Below are 16099 nucleotides of genomic sequence, written 5' to 3' on the forward strand. Positions count from 1 at the left end.
GTCCTGGACAGCAACGGCTCCCCCGGCCTGGCGCTCTCGCGCGTCGCGGTCCGCGTGGAGCTCACCCGCGTCGCGCTGCTGGACGGGACGCGCCTGCGCGGCGCGTGGGGCGACTGGCCCGAGCCCTCCGAACTCCTCGCCGGTGTCCCCGATCCATTGCCACCCGACCTCGATCGCGTTCCCGCGCGTCTGCGCCCCTTGCTCGCCGCCGACAGCGAGGCCGCGGTCCTCGGCTGGCACGGGCCGCACGGCCCGTTCGCCCTGCCGGGCTACTGGGACGCCACGGGCTGGGCGCAGGTCCCGACCGTCGCGCTCCGACTGGGTGGCGCCCTGAGCGCCGGCCCCGCGTGCCTCACCGTCGAGACCTCGGGGACGCGGCCGAGCAGCGTTCGCGGGCTCCAGCTGAACGGACTGGGGCGGGCCCGGAGCGACGACGCGACAACCCGCGTGACCATCGCGGCCGAGCGCACCGTGTGGTGGTCGGGCGATGACTCCGGGACGCTCCGGACTCCGGTGGCACCCAACGCTTGAGGGCACCCTACGCAGCGTGTAATTTGAATGGGATGAACAATCAGTCCAGTCGGCCGGAGGGGGCGTGATGGCGACGAACCGCAAGCGCCGCACGAACAGCATCACCAACCTCCTGGGCGACGTCATCGACGACACCAAGGACCTGGTCGACGACGCGCTGGACCGCGCCAAGGACGTCGAGCACGACGTCCGCCGGGGCGCCCGCCGCGTGGTGGACGGCGACAGCGGCTCAAGCCGTTCCCGCGCCAAGGCCGAACCCGTGGACGAGGTCGACAGCCTCAAGGCCGCGATCGAGGAACTCACCGCCAAGGTGAACCGGCTGGCCACCCTGCGCGGCGAGAACGGCTCGTCGACGCGATGACCTTCGAGCCCCCCGCCGGCGCCCGGATCATCAAGCGCTACGCCAACCGCAAGCTCTACGACACCGGCGCCGGTGAGCTGACCTCGCTCAAGCGCGTCGAGGAACTGGTCCGTACCGGGGTCGAGATCCGCGTCCACGACCACGACACCGGCGCCGACATGACCGGCGAGATGCTCGCCGGCATCCTCGCCAGCGCCTTCGTCGAACGCCCCGCCGAGAGTGACATCCCGCTGCTGACCGCGTTGATCCGCGACCCCGGCGAGCTGCTGCAGGTCATGCTCCGCGACGAGCAGCGGGCCGGCGAGCTCCGCGCGATGGGCGACCGCGTCCGCCTGCTGTCCACCACCATCGACGCCCTGCTCTCGACGATGGACCCGGACGACGCCCCGGCGGCCAAGACTCCACCGGCCAAGAAGACTGCTGCGGCCGCGAAGACCGCGAAGCCCTCCGCCAAGGCCGCCACCACGCGCGCCCGCACCCCTCGGAATCCGGGAGCCTGACGTGGAGCTCAGCTTCGAGCGCAACGCCCGGGTCCTCGCCCCGGTGGCGATGGTCTGGGCCGAGATGGACTCCCTTCAGGCCTTCCTGGCCAAGTCGCCGCAACTGCGCAACGCCGTTTCGCACTCCGACGGGACCCGGGCGACGTTCACCGCGAAGCTGGCCTGGGGCCCGCTGAAGTACGAGGTGGACGGCACCGCCGCCGCCGAAGAAGCCGTGCCGAACCAGCTGTTCGTCTACTCGATCTCGGCCGCGAGCCTCGGGGCGCGTTACGTCGGCCATTCGACTCTGGCGCAGGCTAGCCCGATGGAGACCACCCTCGACTACGTGGGGCACCTGGATCTGAATCATCGGATGGCGACTCGAATGCGCGGCCTGTTCCATGAGGTCATCGAGGAGCACATTCACGGCTTCATCGGCCGGGTGAAGGCGCGCGCCGAACAACGCCGGCTCGCCGACGAGAGGCTGCTGAAGTGAGCGCGCCCGAGCAGCGCGTCGCCCTGGTGGCCAACGGCGGCTCCGGTGTCGGGGTCGCGATCGTGCGCGGTCTGCACGAAGCCGGCATGACGGTGGCCGTAGGACGCCGGCCCGACCGGCCGAACGACAACGACGTTCCACCCGAGGCCGCGAGCGTTCACGAGGGCTCGCTGGGCAACGCCGCGGACTGCGAGCGGGCGGTCAACGAGGTCCTGGCCAAGCACGGCCGGCTGGACTCCGTGGTCTGCGTCGCGATGCGTCGCGGTTTCACCATCGAGACCCCGATCGAGCGTCTCGAACCCGCCGAGTGGGACCGCGTGATCAACGCGTACTTGTCCGGGCCGTACTACCTGATGCGCGCCGCCCTCGGCCCGATGCTTGAGCAGGGCTACGGCCGCATCGTCACGGTCGTCTCGACCGACGGCGGTCCCGGCTCGGAGGGACAGGCGGCCAACGGGGTCGCGACCGGCGGGCTGATCACGCTGACCCAGCGCATCGCGCGTGAGGTGGCGGGCCGCGGCGTCACCGCGAACGTCGTGATGACCGGCCTGGTGGCGAGTCCATGGGTGCACGACGAGCTGCCCGAGGAGTTCCTTGAGCAGCTCGCTCAGGTCGTTCCCGCCGGGCGGCTGGCAGACACCGCCGAGGTCTCCCGGGCGATCGGTTTCCTGTGTGCCCCCGACGCCGGCTACGTGACCGGGCAGGTCCTCGGGGTGGATGGCGGACTGCGCACCTAGCGCCCGAAAGGGCCGGCCCGCTTGGTGTGCGGACCGGCCCTGAGTCGTTCTGGTGGCGCGCAGGTCAGGCGGCGACCTTCTGCTTCGCCAGCTCGTTGACCTTCTTGGTGAGGTCGACGATCGCCTTGTTCAGCGCGTCGATCTCGGAGCCCTTGGTCGCGGGGGTGTCCTCGTCGTCGTCCACCAGGTTCTTGGCCGCGTCCCGCACGTCCTCCTCGACGTCCTTCGCCCGGTCGACCAGGTCGTCGACGAAGTCCTTGGTGCTGTCGACGACGTCCTCGATGAAGCGGGTCAGGGTGTTCTTGCGACGGGCCATGGTGGGCTCCTCAGGTAGATGGTGCTTTACGCGATGCGTAATTATTACACAGCGCGTAAGTCCAGCGCAAGTCGAGGTCCGGATTCTGCGTGTGGTTCAGGACACCTGGTCGCCGGCAGCGGGGTCGCGTCCGCGCATCTCGTACAGGCGCTCGCCGGGCTCGTGCAGGTCGCCGCGGGCGATCCCCTCGAAGAGCCAGACCAGCAGTTGCACGGTGGGCGCCGGATAGCCCAGGTCGAGCGCGACCATCTCCTCGCGGGTGATCACGCGGACGTCGGAGGCCTCCGCGCTCGGCGCGTAGTCATGGCCCGGCAGCGGCGCGACCACGGCGATGTAGATCTCGTCCAGGTCGGGCAGGGACAGGACGCCGTAGAGCGCCCACCGGTCCGGCCGCACCTTCAGGTGCGTCTCCTCGCCGACCTCCCGGCTCGCCGCCTCGCCGAGCGTCTCGCCGGACTCCACGAAGCCCGAGGGGAGCGTCCAGCATCCCTGGTACGGAGTCATCGCCCGCTGCACGAACAGGATCCGGTCGCCCTCGTAGAGCGCGCAGGTGACCACGATCTTCGGGTTGTCGTACGCGACCGCGCCGCACCGTGGGCAGGTCGCCCGCGGCAGGGTGTCCCCCGGGGGGATCTGCCGGGTGGTCGCGGATCCGCACCTCCGGCAGTGCTCGGCCAGCGCCTCGGGGACCACGGGCTCAGGCAATCAGCCGAGGTCGGCGACATCAAGGCCTGCGAAATAACAGAAGGCCGGACCGCGTCGATCGCGGGCCGGCCTTCTGGGGTGGTGGGCCAAAAGTCGATGACCTACTTGGAGCTCTTCTGCAGCTCGGCGACCTTGGCCTGGAGCTCCTTGAGCGTGGCCTGCAGGGCGGCGACGTCGGCCGGCGGGGTGACGTCCTCGTCGTCGTCCACGAGGTTCTTGGCGGCGTCGCGGGCGTCCTCCTCGACGTCCTTGGCGCGGTCGACCAGGTCGTCGACCAGGTCCTTGGTGCTGTCGACGATGTCCTCGAAGAAGCGGGTGAGGGTGTTCTTGCGAGCCATGCGGATCACTCCTGGGGTGTGGGGGCGTGCTGGATGGGGGTTGGCGTGCAGCGGGGCGGCGGTGCGGTGGAGCTGCGGGTCAGGCGGCCTTGGCGAGAGCGTTGACCTTCTTGGTCAGGTCGGCGATTGCCCGGTTCAGCGCGTCGATCTCGGAGCCCTTGGCCGAGGGGGTCTCGTCCTCGTCGTCCACGACGTTCTTGGCGGCCTTGCGCACGTCGGTCTCGACGTCCTTGGCGCGGTCGACGATGTCGTCCACGAAGTCCTTGGTGTTGTCGACGACGTCCTCGATGAACCGGGTGAGGGTGTTCTTGCGGGCCATGGGGGGCTCCTTCTGAGTGGATGTTCCGACCGTGTTTTACGCGATGCGTAACTATTACACAGTGCGTAAGTTCCCGGCAAGAGGCATCGCAGAGTTGTCCGTGTGGTCCAGGACACGTAGGCGGAGCCGGGCCGAGCAGGGCGATTTCAGCCCCGGCGCTTGCGCTCCATCAGGTAGGCGGCGCCGCCGGCCGCCAGGGCCGCGCGCCGCCAGGCTCGGGCCCGGGCATCGGCCCGGTCCTCGTGCCGCGAGCGCATGCCCATGTCCTCACCGAGCCGCATCGTGGTGTCGCGGTTGGCCATGTCGGCCAGGATCGACCGGACCTGGCCCGGTCCCTGAAAGGCCATCAGAAATGCCTGCGCGGCCTGTCGTGCCATGGCCTCCTTGCCCAGGGCCGCACGGGCGAGCTCCTGGGCGATGGACTTGAACTCGTCCTCGAACACGTCGGTGATCGACAGTTCGGGGGCCAGGTACCGGATCGATCCCTCGACGTTGGCGAAGGCCTTGCCCAGGATGGCGATCATCGGGGAGGTCGCGATGCCGCGCTTGGTCGAGTACTTCAGGATCGCGCTGAGCTGCACCCCGAAGTTGAAGCGCTCCAGCGACTGTCCGGCGATGCCCGGCACGAACCGACCCATGTCGCCGACGAACCCGCCGATGTCCGCGCGCTTGGTCGCCCGGCCCATCTCGATCCAGCTGCGCGCCAGCGTGGTGCCGTCCCCCATCCCCATGCTGAGCAGGACCACGATCAGGGACATCGCCAGGTTGAGGTCGACTTGGCCGACCATCCCCCAGTCGATGATGTTGGCCTCGCCGTCATCGGAGATGAAGACGTTGCCCGGGTGTGGGTCGGCGTGGAACTTCCGGTCGACGAAGAAGCCCCAGAACATGAACGCGAGCAGCTCGCGACCGATGGTCTCGCACTGCTCGGGGGTGAGCTTGGTCTTGTCGAAGTCGCGGATCGACTTGCCCTTGGCCAGCCCCTGCACGAGGACGCGGGGCGTCGCGAACAGCACCTCGGGGATCTTCAGGGTGTCGAAGTCCGCGACCCGGTCGCGGAAGTCGTCCATGTTCTCGCCCTCGAGGGTGAAGTCGAGTTCGGGGCGCATGGAGGTGAACACGACGTCGAGCATCGCTTCGAGATCGAGCACCTCGTTGAGGTCGGGCATCCGCTTGGCCAGGCGGCGCACCACCTTGCCCAGCAGGGCCATGTCCTCGAGCATGTCCTGGCGCACGCCCGGTCGCTGGATCTTCACCACGGCGTTCTTGCCGGACTTGAGCTGCACCTTGTAGACCTGTGCGAGCGAGGCGCACCCGATCGGCTCGGTGTCGATGTCGCGGAAGTAGCGCTTCCAGTCCCCGCCGAGCTCGTCCTCCAGGACCGGCTCGAAATCGGTGAACGGCGAGACCGAGACCTTCGCGTGCAGGTTCTCGAACTCGGTCATCAGGTACTCGGGGCAGATGTCCGGCCGGGTCGAGAGCATCTGGCCGACCTTGATGTACAGCGGGCCCAGGTCCTCCATCCCCTGCCGGATCGCGCGGGCGCGCTGCGCCTGCTTGTCCGAACCCACGAAGTCGTCAGCGCTGCTGCTGGCCCGCAGTCCGACGGTCCGGCGGATCTCGCCGCCGACCAGGCCACCCAACGTGCCAACGACCAACCGGGCTCGGGCATTGCTCACGGGGCGTCCGCCTCGGGCCAGGCCTGCTCCGCATCGGTCGGGCCGTCCGGCTCGGGCCGGAACTCCTCCCGCGTAGCCCGGTGCCGGGCCCGGGACTCCGAGCGTGACGGCGGGGCCGGCGCGCGGTCGTTGCGGTGGTTGCGGTCGTCGAAGTCCAGGCGCGAGTTCCCGCTGAACATCGAGGCCAGGCCGGCCAGCTGGCTGATCCCGGTCAGCGAGGTCAGCCCCGACAGTGGTCCGGCTGCACCGGCGCCGCCGCCGGTGAAGGCGTCCAGGCCGGGAGTTCCCATCACCCGGCGCAGCACGTCGTAGGTGCAGTCCCGCCCGGTCTCGGTCTCGGCCTCGAAGTGGCCGCCGTCGAGCAGGTGGTCGCGCAGATCCTCCACCGAGATGCTGCGACGGGCGGCGGTGTCGTACATCGACCCGTCGGTGCGGCAGACGATCTGGCGGCGCTCGCGGCGTCGCGCGGAGACCCGCTCACCCATCGCGCACCGCCTGTCGACCTGACGAGAGCTCACCCTCGGCCCCGGCTGCCACCGGCGCGTCCGCCAGCGTAGCGGCGTGCCGGCCTCACACCGTCGCGACCGCGTCCGTTCCGACTACCTCGCTTGCCTGCTCCTCGACCCGATCGACTGTTCGGGCGAGTGCCTCGAGCCGGACCGGGATCCCGTTGAGCACCGAGGTGCCCGAGATCCGCTCGACCCGTGAGGACAGGAAGTTCGACGTCGACCCGCCGGCCGCGTTCGCCCGCTGCCACCCGCCGGCGTGACCCCATCCGTGCGGCAGCTCGACGGTGCCGCGGATCATCTCCGGGTTCAGCGTCACCTGGACCTCGATCAGGCCGCCCTCGGAGCTGAGGTTGGCCACGTCGTCTCGGCCAGGCCGAGCACGGCCGCGTCGTCGGGGTTGAGGTGCAGGTGGTGGCGGCGCTTGTCCGGCATCAGCCGCGGCGAGTTGTGCATCCACGAGTTGTGCGAGTTCATCTCGCGCAGGCCGATCATGCGCAGCGGGAACTCCGCGCTCTCGGCGAGGGACCCCTCGAGCCGTTCCAGCTCGGCGAGGAACCGCGGGTCGGCCAGCGCGATCTTCTTGTCCTTGGTCTTGATGACCTTCTTCACCGAGGAGATCGGCTGCTCCTCGTGGAACACCACCCCGCGCGGGGCCTTCTCGGCGCACTTCTTCCACGACCAACCCGACCGGCGCAGGCCGAACAGGTCGCCGCCCTTGCCGGTGCGGATCAGCAGGTCCGCCATCTGATGGGGCTTCATGGCCAGACCCCGCTTGGCCAGGGCCCGTTCGATGCCGAACATGTGGGCGCCGCCGAGGCCCATCCGCTTGCAGATCTGGTTGAGGACCTCCCACTCCTCGCGGGTCTGCCCCATCGGCTCGATGCGGTGGGACGGACAGGGCTCCATCCTCGCCGAAACGCAGCCTAATGGCTATAGATAAAGCGGGGAATTCGCCGTAGGCCACAGATCAACGTTGATGCGGATGTGGCGGCGGATCCGCAGATCCGCGCCACGTGCGTAACAACCCTGATCTGTGGCCTACGCCTGCGGATCGGCAACACGGGAGCTGCACAAGGCTCCGGAGGAAAGCGGATCATCCCTCGGGAAGCTGGAGAACGCCCTGCTGCACCAGGGCGGAGATCGCGTCCTTCTCCAGGCCCAGCAGCTCGGAGCAGATCTCGACCGTGTGCTCCCCCGGCAACGGCGCGGGCCGCAGCGGCGGATCGGCGATCGTGGAGAACCGCGCGATGTGGGCGCTGGTCGGCACCGGGCCGGACAGGTGCGGGTGCGTCATCGTGCTGAACGCCCGGCGCTCCTGCAGGTGCGGATCCGTCAACTGCTCGGGCAGCCGCAGCATCGGCCCGGCCGGGACACCCGCAGCCTGCAGCAGCGTGGTCACCTGCGACGGGGTGCGTTGCGCCGTCCACTCGGTCACGTCCTGGCCGCCGGTCGCCTCGGCCAACCGGGCCAGGTCGGCCCCGTCGCGGACCTCGATCACGCACCACTCGTCGTCACCGGCGCAGGCGAAGACACCGGGACCGAACGCGCCACCGAGCACGCCCTGCTCGGCCGGGCGGACCGTGCCGGGACGGCGCGACTCCTGAGCGAGCAACGGTCCGAGATGCATCACGGCCACGTCGGCCTGGGCCAGTTCCAGTGCGCTGCCCTGGCCGGTGCGCGCCCGGTTGATCACGGCGGCCAGCACCGCCACGGCGCCGACGTGCGCGGCGATGTGGTCGGGGTAGACCGTGGCGCCGTCGCAGTACGTCTCGTGATTGGGGTCGCCCTCGGGGTAGCGCCACAGCGTCGAGACGCCGCACGCGCCGCGCACCAGCGGGCCGTAGCCCATGCGGTCGCTCCACGGACCACGCGAACCGAAGGCGCTGCTGTCGGAGACGATGATCCGCGGGTTGATCTCGGCGAGCTTCACCCGGGACAGCCCCAGGGACTCCAGCGTGCCGGGCTTGAAGTTGCCGGTGACGACGTCAGCAGTGCGCGCGAGTTCGCGGACGATCTCGGCGCCCTCCGGGCTGCGCAGATCCAGTCCCAGACCGCGCTTGTTCCGTGCGCCCCAGGCGAAGGAGGCGTTCATCGCCGAGTTCTTGCGGGTCTGGCGCAGTCCGTCCGGGAACGCCGAGTTCTCGATCTTGATCACGTCGGCGCCCTGGTCGGCGAAGAGCCGGGTCAGTTCCGCGCCGAAGACGATGACGCCGAGGTCGAGCACCCGCAGACCGGCGAGCGGGCCGGCACCGGCCTCGCCGGGGAGATCCAACCCGGTCGGGCCCGTCGCCGCCGGGAAGGGCTCGGCGTCGTGCTCCCCCACCCGCGGGGCGCGGTGCCGCAGGCCCGCTCGCACACCGTCGATGGAGAGGTACCCGTGCGGCACGCGCGCTTCGACACCGTCGAGGATCTCGGCGTCGACCAGGGCGCCCGAGGCGGCGAAGTGGTCGGCGACGAGGACCTCCGCCGGACTGAGTACGGCGGCGATCGGGATACCGCGACGCGTGCCCTCGGCCACGAGCTCCGCGCGGGTCGAGAACGCGAAGTGCTCCGCGATCAGCGGGTGCAGCCGGTCCGCCGCCTCAAACCGCACGGCGATGTGGCCGTACCTGGGGTCGGCGAGCTCCTCCGGCTGACCGAGCCACTCGAACATCGAGCGCCACTGACGCGGGGCGAGAAGCGCGATGCGGACGTGCCCGTCGGCGCACGCGAACACGGGATAGAACGCGGCGGCGTCGGGCCGGTCACGCGGGAAGGTCTCCTTGCGACCGGCCGCGGCGGAGCCCTGGGTGCCGAAGCCAGGGTCGAAGCCCCCCACGACGGCCTCGAAGGCGGAGACGTCGACGATCTCGCCCTCGCCGGTCCGCAGGCGCTTGGTGTACGCGACCAGCGCCGCCCACGCGGCGTGCACGGCCACGGTCTGCGCGACGATGCCGGCCGGCGGGAGCAGCGGCGGCGCTCCCGGAAGACCGGAGCGGGACAGCACTCCGCCCATGGCGGCGAGCACCGCGCCCGTCGCCACGTAGTCGGCGTAGGGCCCGGTCCGGCCGAAGTCGGTGACGGAGACGACCACCAGCGTCGGGTGCGCAGCCTGCAGGGCCTGCGGCGTGATGCCGGTCGATTCCGCGAGCGGCCGCGGCAGGGACTCCACGACGATGTCGACCTCGCCGGCGAGGTCGACCAGGCGGGCGAGGACGCCGGCGTCGTCCGGATCGAGCACGATTCCGCGCTTGTTGGCGTTGCGCAGTCCGAAGCCGATCGCGTCGACCCGCCCTGCCGAGCCACCGGGCGGTTCGACGAGGACGACGTCCGCGCCGAGGTCGGCGAGGTAGCGACCGCAGGCCTCGGCCGCGCCGTGGGTCAGGTCGAGGACGCGGAGGCCCGCCAGAGGCAGGCTGAGCACGCGAGGGCCGGAGCTCATGCGCTGCCCTCCGCCACTTCAGGCCCAACGTCAGACACAACGTCAGACGCAGTCAGCCGGAACACCGGCAGCAATTCCCCCGTGTTCTCCTCTGCGCCCGAGCGCACGAAGTCCACTTGCACGCGCGCATCGGCGTGAATCTCGGCAGACCCGGCCTCGATCAGACGGACCATCAGCCACGGGCCTTCGTCGAGTTCGACGACGGCCGACAGGTAGGGCACGGCGCCGGCGAGCGCCGGGATCGGCGCGTGCCGCACGACCACCCAGCTGACGAGGCGGCCCAGGCCCGCGGCCTCCGCCGCGTCGAGGTCGACCGAGCCGCAGGACAGGCAGGTCCGCGCTTCCGGCGTGAGGACGGTGGCACACGAGGTGCAGCGCTGGACGAGCAGCACGCCCCGCGCGGCCGCGTCGAAGAACGCGGCGCTGCCGGCATCGCGGGCGACCGCGGGGAAGGCCGGCAGCTCGACCTCAGCGGAACTCATGCCGTCACCTCGGCCGGGAGTTCGCGGGCGTGCGGACTGAGTACCAGCGTCGAGTGGTGCTCGAGGATGCCGCCGTTCCCGCTGACCATCAGGATGTCGTTGCGCGGCGCTTGCCGGGCCCCGCCCTCGCCGCGGGCCTGGATGACGGCTTCGGACAGCGGCGTCATGCCCCACATGTAGTAGGCCGAGAGCTGACCGCCGCCGGTGTTCACCGCGAGCTTGCCGCCCGGCGCGAGCCGGCCGCCCTCGACGTAGGAACCACCCTCGCCCTTCGGGCAGAAGCCGTAGTCCTCGAGGGTCACCAGAACCGTGTAGGTGTAGCAGTCGTAGAGCTCGGCGATGTCGACATCGTCGACACCGATGCCGGCCATCCGCAGCGCCGCCGGCCCGGACCGCGCGGCGGGAGTGACCAGACCCCAGTCCGACCCGGCGTGCATGCGGCGCACCTCGTGCGCCTGGCCCCAGCCCCACACGTGCACCGGTGGCTTCTCGAGATCGCGCGCGCGGTCGCCGGCCGTGACGATCACCGCGACCGCCCCGTTGCTGACCAGGCAGCAGTCGAGCAGGTGCAGCGGCTCGGCGATCCACCGCGAGGCCTGGTGATCCTCGATCGTGATCGGGTCCCGCATCGCGGCGAGCGGGTTGTGGGCGGCCCACGCGCGCTGCGCGACCGCGATCGCGCCGAGCTGTTCGGAGGTGGTGCCGTAGCGCTCCAGGTGCCGGCGGGCGCACATCGCGTACAGGATGTTCGGATTGACCGCGCCGCCCGCGAGCGACCAGCCGCCCAGGCCGGCGATCTCGCGGCTGTTGAAGCGGGGCGACCCGTACGCCGTCCCGGCGCTCTCCTTCGGCTTCAGAGGTGCGTCGGCGAAGACGCACGCAACCGTCGTAGCCTCGCGGGCCGCGATCGCCTTGGCCGCGCTGGCGACCATGACCCCCGCGGTGGCACCGAAGGCATTCATCGTGGCGCAGACGCCCAGCGGTCCCGTCGACAGCACGTTGGCGAGCTGAATCCCCACGTCCTGCTTGTTGCCCGAACTGACCAACAGCCCGTCGACGGCGGACAGCGGGAGTCCGGCGTCGGCCGCAGCCAGACGGACGGCCTCTGCGGCCAGGCTGGTGGCCGAGCGCCCGTACACCTTGCCGAGCTCGGTGATGCCGAGCCCGGCGATCGCGGCGGAGGTCATACCTACAGGGTATAGATTAGGGGTCGCGCGATCAACCGGCGAACACCTCGACCGGAACACCGTTGAAAACGGCGTTGCCGGAGAACTTGTCGACCACCCCGGCATCGGTCAGGGCATTCGCGTTCACGCCGCCGGCCTTGCGGGCCACGTCGAGCGCGACGTCCGGCAGGGCGTGGCCCCACCCGTGCGGCAGGCTGACGACGCCGTCGCGCAGCCCCGTGATCGGCTCGGCCGGCACCCGGACTTCACCGACCGCAGAACGGACGCAGACCTCGTCGCCGGCGGCGATGCCGAGCCGCGCAGCGTCGGCGATCGAAAGCTGCAGGGTGCACTTGTTGGAGCCGCCGACCAGGTCGGGCAGGTTGTGCATCCAGCTGTTGTTGGAGCGCAGCGAGCGGCGCCCGATCAGGACGAACTCGGGCCAGGCGTCGTCCAGCTCGGCGGCCAGCACCGCGACCTCCGCAGCGTACTCGGCCGGGCAGAGCTGGACGCGGCCGTCGGTGTGCACGACGACCTCGGCCAGCCGCGGCTCCATCGGACCGCAGTCGATGCCTTCGGGGTGCTCCAGCATCTGTTGCAACGAGCCGCCGTCGGGATCTGCGCCGAAGCCGTCTCCGAACGGGCCGAGCCGGATCAGGACGTCGAGGTGGCGCTCCAGCGGGTTGCGGCCGGTCACCATCGCGGCCAGCTCGCCGGGGTCGCGGCCGTGCACCGGCGAGCCGGGCAGCGCGACCATCCTGGCCAGCACCCCGTCGACCAGCTTGGTGCCGATCGCAGCGACCGCCTCGGGTGAGTCCTCGCCGGCGCAGATCGCGGTCAGCCGGGCGAGAATGTCGGCCTCGGAGAGCTGATCCCCCGTCAGATCCACCAGGGGCGGGGAGTAACGGAGCACGGCGCGCACCGCGAAACCGGCCAGCAGCCAGTCGAAGTGCCCGCTCTGCATCACCCGCGGCGGAGGCAGGATCACGTCCGCGTGCCGGGTGGTCTCGTTCACATACGGGTCGACGCAGACCATGAACTCCAGCGAGTCCAGCGCAGGAGCGAGCCGGTCACCGCCGGGAGCGGAGATCACCGGGTTGCCGGCCACGGTGATCAGCGCCCGGATCTGTCCCGGACCAGGCTCGGTGATCTCGTCGGCGAGAGTCGCGACCGGGAGTTCGCCCAGCGCCTCCGGCAAGCCACGGACCCGGCTGTGCCAGCGCCCGGTGCGGAGCGGCTTCTCCGGCAGGTACGCACCCCGGGTCGGGTTGCGGCCGAACATCGCGCCGCCCGCGCGGTCCAGGTTCCCGGTGAGGGCGTTGAGCGCGACGATCAGCCACTGCGTGAGGGTGCCGTGCCGGGTCGTGCAGGTGCCGATCCGGCCGTAGACCGCGGCGGACGGTGCGTCGGCCAGTTCGTGGGCGACGGCGCGGATGTCCGCCGGGTCCAGACCGGTGGCGCCGGCCACCCGCTCCGGGGTGAAGGGCGCAGCCAACGAGAGCAACCCGTCGACGCCGTCGAACAACCCGGCGTGCGGACCCGGGTTCAACCGATCGGTGGAGCTGAGTTCGGCCAGCACCGCGAGCAGGAACAGGGCGTCGGTGCCCGGCCGGATCGCCAGGTGCCGGTCGGCCCGGCGGGCGGTCTCGGTGCGCTTGGGGTCGACCACGACCAGGCGCCCGCCGCGATTGCGCAACTCGCGGACCCGGCGCGGGAAGTCCGGCGCAGTGAACAGGCTGCCGTTGGACACCATCGGGTTGGCCCCGAGCATCAGCAGGTAGGACGTGCGGTCGATGTCCGGTACCGCAATGGACATCGGGCTGCCGAAGACCGCGCAGCCGGCCACGTGCGCGGGCATCTGGTCGGCGGTACTCGCGGTGTACTGCTGCTGGGTACCCATCGCCGCGACCAGACCGCGCAGGTAGGGCACGGCAGCGAAGTTGTGCGCCGTCGGGTTGCCCCGGTACAGCGCGAAGGACTCCCGGCCGGTGGTCTGGCGCACCCGGTCCAGCCCGGCCCGGACGACGGCGAAGGCCTCGTCCCAGCCGACCTCGAGGAAGCCCTCCGGCGTGCGGATCAAAGGCCGGCTCAGCCGGTCCGGGTCACCGTCCAGTGCGCCGAGGTTCACGCCCTTGGGGCAGATGAAGCCCTCACTGAAGACGTCGTCGTCCGCGCCCCGAACCGACACCACCTGCGGGCCGTCGAGAGTGACCTCGAGCCCGCAGGTGGCCTCACAGAGCGGACAGATCCGGTGGCCCGTTCGCAGTGACATGCCCGGGCCTCCGTCTGCCGAATGCCGTCCCTAGCTGAACTTACCCTTCGCGAGGTAGCGCGCGTAGGTCTCGCAGATGGTGCGGAAACCGATCGCGCCCTGCTCCCAGGTCAGCGTCGAAGCCACATTCCGGGCCGCGATCGCAAAGGTCTGTCCCGTGTCGGAGGGCGTGATCCCGCTGTCCACGAATGCCTCGGACACGCTGCGGACGAAGGGCTCGTAGACGTTCGACTCGGCGACCGCAAGGCCGCCGGCGACGATCGCCTGCGCCAGCGCGTCGTGGGCGGTGTAGAGATTGTTCTTCTGGATCAGCGCGATCGCCTTGGCGGTGTCGCCCTTGACGAAGGCGTTCGCCAACGCGTCGAGCACCTTGTCACCGGTGGGCTTGGCCGCGACGTCGCACGACTCGTTCACTGCTTTGGCGTCGCGGGCCGACTGGGCGAACTCGCGCAGGCTGCGGTCACCGGGCTGGATGAACGGCCCGAAGGTGGTGGCGCCGGTGTCCAGGCCGTCGGCGAAGGCGTCGATGAACGCGTTGGCGTAGTCGTTGTAGACCGCGAACGCCTCGAAGTAGGCCCGGCTGTCCTGGAAGTTCTGCGGCACCGAGTCGCTGAAGCCCTCGACCGCGGTCGCGCCCTGGGCGATGAACTGCCCCTGGTACTGCGCGAACGGGTCCGGCAGCGGTGTACCGAGCACCGCGAGCGACGCACCGAAGAGCACGCCAGGTCCGGCTGAGGACCCGGTCTGGAAGGCGTCGATGAAGTAGGAGAACCCGGCGGCCCGAGCCGGCCCGCAGGCGTCCTCCGCCGACGGCCGGGCGTAGCCCGCCGGAGCAGCTGTGGCGACTCGCGGCCGAGCCGGGATCACCCCGACGATGTCCGGAGCGCCGATTGGCAACCACGCCTGCGATGCATGCGCGGCCGCCGGCGCGTTCTCACGGAGTGCCGCCCGGGTCGGGGCCGCCTGCTCCGACGGCTGGACCGAGTCCTGAATCGAGGACGTCTCGACCGAGCCCGACGCCCCCGGCAGCAGGCCACCGCAGCGCAGCGCCTGGCCCGGGAACTTGGAGTACTGCTTGTTCGCGATGACCACGACGCCGTAGCAGAGCTGCCGCTTCATCGGCTGGCCCTTGGTCATGGTGATCGGGAACGTCATGCCCTGCAGGTTGTTGTTCTTGATCTTGTAGACGCCCTCTTCGACGTCCGCCTTGGTGACGGCGCCGTCCGGGAAGCTCGCGCCGGCGGCGGCGAAGAACTGGCCGAGGATCCAGCCGTTGGTGTTACCGCCGGTGGGCATGGCGCCCGGTGAGTACTGCGCGAAGGCCTTGGTCACCTCGGCGATGCCCGGGACCGACGTGTCGGTCCACGGCGCCATCTTGCTGGCGACGATCAGGCCGTCGACGTTCGGGTCAGAAGGCAGGCTCGAGAGCGCCAGCAGGTCCGCGGTGCCGAAGATCGGCCTGTAGTTCTGCCGGGCGCAGTCGCCGGCGAAGCGGCGCAGACTCGCAGTGTCGAGGGCGAGCATGACCACCTCGGCGCCACCGTTCTTGGCGGCCAGGCACTGCGCGGTGTAGTCCGGCTGGGTCAGCGACGGGCGACCGCGGGCGACCACCGCGTCGAAGCCCACGGCCTTCGCGGCTTCGGCGTTGCCCCAGCGCTTGTCGAAGTTGTCGCACAGACCGAAGTCACTGCAGGCGAACTCGGCGAACTTCTTCTTGCCCAACGGACGGGCCACGTCACCGAGCGCCTTGAGGATCGAGTCGGCGTTGACCAGGCCGGTCGGGGTGGCGGTGAGCACGTACGGGTTGGTGTACGCGGTCTCCAGCCCACCCTCGGTACCGAAGGTGAAGATCTTCTGCGAGTCCAGGTACTTGTTGTTGCCGTTCGGCGAGAAGCCGAGCGTGCCGTAGAGGAAGGCGACGACGCCGTCCTTCTCGACGAACTGGCGCTGGATGGAGATGTAGCGCGCGGGGTCGCCGCCGTCGTCCCCGACGAGGACCTCGACCGGGTGGCCGTTCACCCCACCGTGCGAGTTGGTCCACTGCTGCCAGACCCGGATGCCGTTGATGGTGTCCTTGACCAGCGCGCCGACGGGGCCGGAGAAAGTGCCGACCGCCCCGACCTTGATCAGCGGCTTGGTGGCCGGACCCGCGGCCGCCAGGGCCGCACTGGCACCCGGCTTGGACGCCGTCGCGGCACCCTGGCCCTTGGTGCCGTTCGTCGCTGCCGTACCCGCGCCGGTGGACGTGCCGGGCGCGGTGCCCGTCGTCGTTCCGGGCGCGGCGGCAG

The 16099-nt window shown here is 70.5% G+C and carries 18 protein-coding genes; 5 read left to right on the forward strand and 13 right to left on the reverse strand.

The features are described 5' to 3' along the window. The 5 genes from H0X00_RS11360 to H0X00_RS11380 all read left to right on the forward strand — a co-directional run. A partial coding sequence (locus H0X00_RS11360) for a hypothetical protein (RefSeq protein ID WP_293770018.1) occupies positions 1–531 on the forward strand: 531 nt, incomplete at its 5' end. 67 nt (positions 532–598) lie between these two features. Further along, the gene (locus H0X00_RS11365; protein WP_293770019.1) at positions 599–892 is read left to right on the forward strand and encodes a hypothetical protein; all 294 of its coding nucleotides are present in this window, start codon (positions 599–601) and stop codon (positions 890–892) included. After that, positions 889–1392, forward strand: a complete 504-nt coding sequence (locus H0X00_RS11370; protein ID WP_293770021.1) for a polyhydroxyalkanoate synthesis regulator DNA-binding domain-containing protein — start codon at positions 889–891, stop codon at positions 1390–1392. Before H0X00_RS11365 ends, H0X00_RS11370 begins: the two co-directional genes overlap by 4 nt. Position 1393: 1 nt before the next feature. Beyond that, the gene (locus H0X00_RS11375) at positions 1394–1867 is read left to right on the forward strand and encodes a hypothetical protein (protein WP_293770023.1); all 474 of its coding nucleotides are present in this window, start codon (positions 1394–1396) and stop codon (positions 1865–1867) included. Beyond that, the gene (locus tag H0X00_RS11380) at positions 1864–2604 is read left to right on the forward strand and encodes an SDR family oxidoreductase (RefSeq protein ID WP_293770025.1); all 741 of its coding nucleotides are present in this window, start codon (positions 1864–1866) and stop codon (positions 2602–2604) included. Before H0X00_RS11375 ends, H0X00_RS11380 begins: the two co-directional genes overlap by 4 nt. A gap of 64 nt (positions 2605–2668) precedes the next feature. Here H0X00_RS11380 and H0X00_RS11385 read toward each other — a convergent pair whose 3' ends face one another. From H0X00_RS11385 to H0X00_RS11445, 13 genes are all read right to left on the reverse strand, one after another. Then, entirely contained in the window at positions 2669–2920 is a 252-nt protein-coding gene (locus H0X00_RS11385) for a hypothetical protein (protein ID WP_293770027.1), read from the reverse strand. Positions 2921–3016: 96 nt separating this feature from the next. Then, positions 3017–3625 (reverse strand): NUDIX hydrolase, encoded by a 609-nt coding sequence (locus H0X00_RS11390; RefSeq protein ID WP_293770028.1) that lies wholly within the window; start codon positions 3623–3625, stop codon positions 3017–3019. 101 nt (positions 3626–3726) lie between these two features. After that, positions 3727–3963 carry a hypothetical protein gene (locus H0X00_RS11395; protein ID WP_293770030.1) on the reverse strand — a complete coding sequence of 79 codons (237 nt, stop codon included), beginning with the start codon at positions 3961–3963 and terminating at the stop codon, positions 3727–3729. Between the two features lie 79 nt (positions 3964–4042). Beyond that, complete coding sequence (locus H0X00_RS11400) at positions 4043–4282, reverse strand: hypothetical protein (protein ID WP_293770032.1); 240 nt, start codon at positions 4280–4282, stop codon at positions 4043–4045. A gap of 146 nt (positions 4283–4428) precedes the next feature. Then, on the reverse strand, positions 4429–5961 hold the full coding sequence (locus H0X00_RS11405; RefSeq protein WP_293770033.1) for an AarF/UbiB family protein: 1533 nt from the start codon (positions 5959–5961) through the stop codon (positions 4429–4431). After that, positions 5958–6446: a hypothetical protein gene (locus H0X00_RS11410; protein WP_293770035.1), complete on the reverse strand. Its 489-nt coding sequence runs from the start codon at positions 6444–6446 to the stop codon at positions 5958–5960. Before H0X00_RS11410 ends, H0X00_RS11405 begins: the two co-directional genes overlap by 4 nt. Positions 6447–6531: 85 nt before the next feature. Continuing rightward, positions 6532–6828 (reverse strand): hypothetical protein, encoded by a 297-nt coding sequence (locus H0X00_RS11415; protein ID WP_293770036.1) that lies wholly within the window; start codon positions 6826–6828, stop codon positions 6532–6534. Further along, complete coding sequence (locus tag H0X00_RS11420) at positions 6798–7376, reverse strand: hypothetical protein (RefSeq protein WP_293770037.1); 579 nt, start codon at positions 7374–7376, stop codon at positions 6798–6800. Before H0X00_RS11420 ends, H0X00_RS11415 begins: the two co-directional genes overlap by 31 nt. Before the next feature lie 187 nt (positions 7377–7563). Continuing rightward, on the reverse strand, positions 7564–9891 hold the full coding sequence (locus tag H0X00_RS11425) for a CaiB/BaiF CoA-transferase family protein (protein ID WP_293770038.1): 2328 nt from the start codon (positions 9889–9891) through the stop codon (positions 7564–7566). Further along, the gene (locus tag H0X00_RS11430; RefSeq protein ID WP_293770040.1) at positions 9888–10373 is read right to left on the reverse strand and encodes an OB-fold domain-containing protein; all 486 of its coding nucleotides are present in this window, start codon (positions 10371–10373) and stop codon (positions 9888–9890) included. The genes H0X00_RS11425 and H0X00_RS11430 overlap by 4 nt, the downstream gene beginning before the upstream one ends. Continuing rightward, entirely contained in the window at positions 10370–11560 is a 1191-nt protein-coding gene (locus H0X00_RS11435) for a thiolase family protein (protein WP_293770041.1), read from the reverse strand. The genes H0X00_RS11430 and H0X00_RS11435 overlap by 4 nt, the downstream gene beginning before the upstream one ends. A gap of 31 nt (positions 11561–11591) precedes the next feature. Next, positions 11592–13811 (reverse strand): molybdopterin-dependent oxidoreductase, encoded by a 2220-nt coding sequence (locus H0X00_RS11440; RefSeq protein WP_293770043.1) that lies wholly within the window; start codon positions 13809–13811, stop codon positions 11592–11594. A 30-nt stretch (positions 13812–13841) separates the two neighbouring features. Continuing rightward, the coding region (locus tag H0X00_RS11445; protein ID WP_293770044.1) for an ABC transporter substrate-binding protein at positions 13842–16099 on the reverse strand (2258 nt) is incomplete at its 5' end.

The sequence above is a fragment of the Sporichthya sp. genome, from assembly GCF_013815995.1.
Taxonomy (GTDB): domain Bacteria; phylum Actinomycetota; class Actinomycetes; order Sporichthyales; family Sporichthyaceae; genus Sporichthya.

What these genes read in the sequence shown, in the direction of transcription:
- H0X00_RS11365 (WP_293770019.1), top strand. Translation starts at nt 599, where the DNA reads ATGGCGACGAACCGCAAGCGCCGCACGAACAGCATCACCAACCTCCTG.
- H0X00_RS11370 (WP_293770021.1), top strand. Translation starts at nt 889, where the DNA reads ATGACCTTCGAGCCCCCCGCCGGCGCCCGGATCATCAAGCGCTACGCC.
- H0X00_RS11385 (WP_293770027.1), bottom strand. Translation starts at nt 2,920, where the DNA reads ATGGCCCGTCGCAAGAACACCCTGACCCGCTTCATCGAGGACGTCGTC.
- H0X00_RS11395 (WP_293770030.1), bottom strand. Translation starts at nt 3,963, where the DNA reads ATGGCTCGCAAGAACACCCTCACCCGCTTCTTCGAGGACATCGTCGAC.
- H0X00_RS11400 (WP_293770032.1), bottom strand. Translation starts at nt 4,282, where the DNA reads ATGGCCCGCAAGAACACCCTCACCCGGTTCATCGAGGACGTCGTCGAC.
- H0X00_RS11410 (WP_293770035.1), bottom strand. Translation starts at nt 6,446, where the DNA reads ATGGGTGAGCGGGTCTCCGCGCGACGCCGCGAGCGCCGCCAGATCGTC.
- H0X00_RS11420 (WP_293770037.1), bottom strand. Translation starts at nt 7,376, where the DNA reads ATGGAGCCCTGTCCGTCCCACCGCATCGAGCCGATGGGGCAGACCCGC.
- H0X00_RS11425 (WP_293770038.1), bottom strand. Translation starts at nt 9,891, where the DNA reads ATGAGCTCCGGCCCTCGCGTGCTCAGCCTGCCTCTGGCGGGCCTCCGC.
- H0X00_RS11430 (WP_293770040.1), bottom strand. Translation starts at nt 10,373, where the DNA reads ATGAGTTCCGCTGAGGTCGAGCTGCCGGCCTTCCCCGCGGTCGCCCGC.
- H0X00_RS11435 (WP_293770041.1), bottom strand. Translation starts at nt 11,560, where the DNA reads ATGACCTCCGCCGCGATCGCCGGGCTCGGCATCACCGAGCTCGGCAAG.
- H0X00_RS11440 (WP_293770043.1), bottom strand. Translation starts at nt 13,811, where the DNA reads ATGTCACTGCGAACGGGCCACCGGATCTGTCCGCTCTGTGAGGCCACC.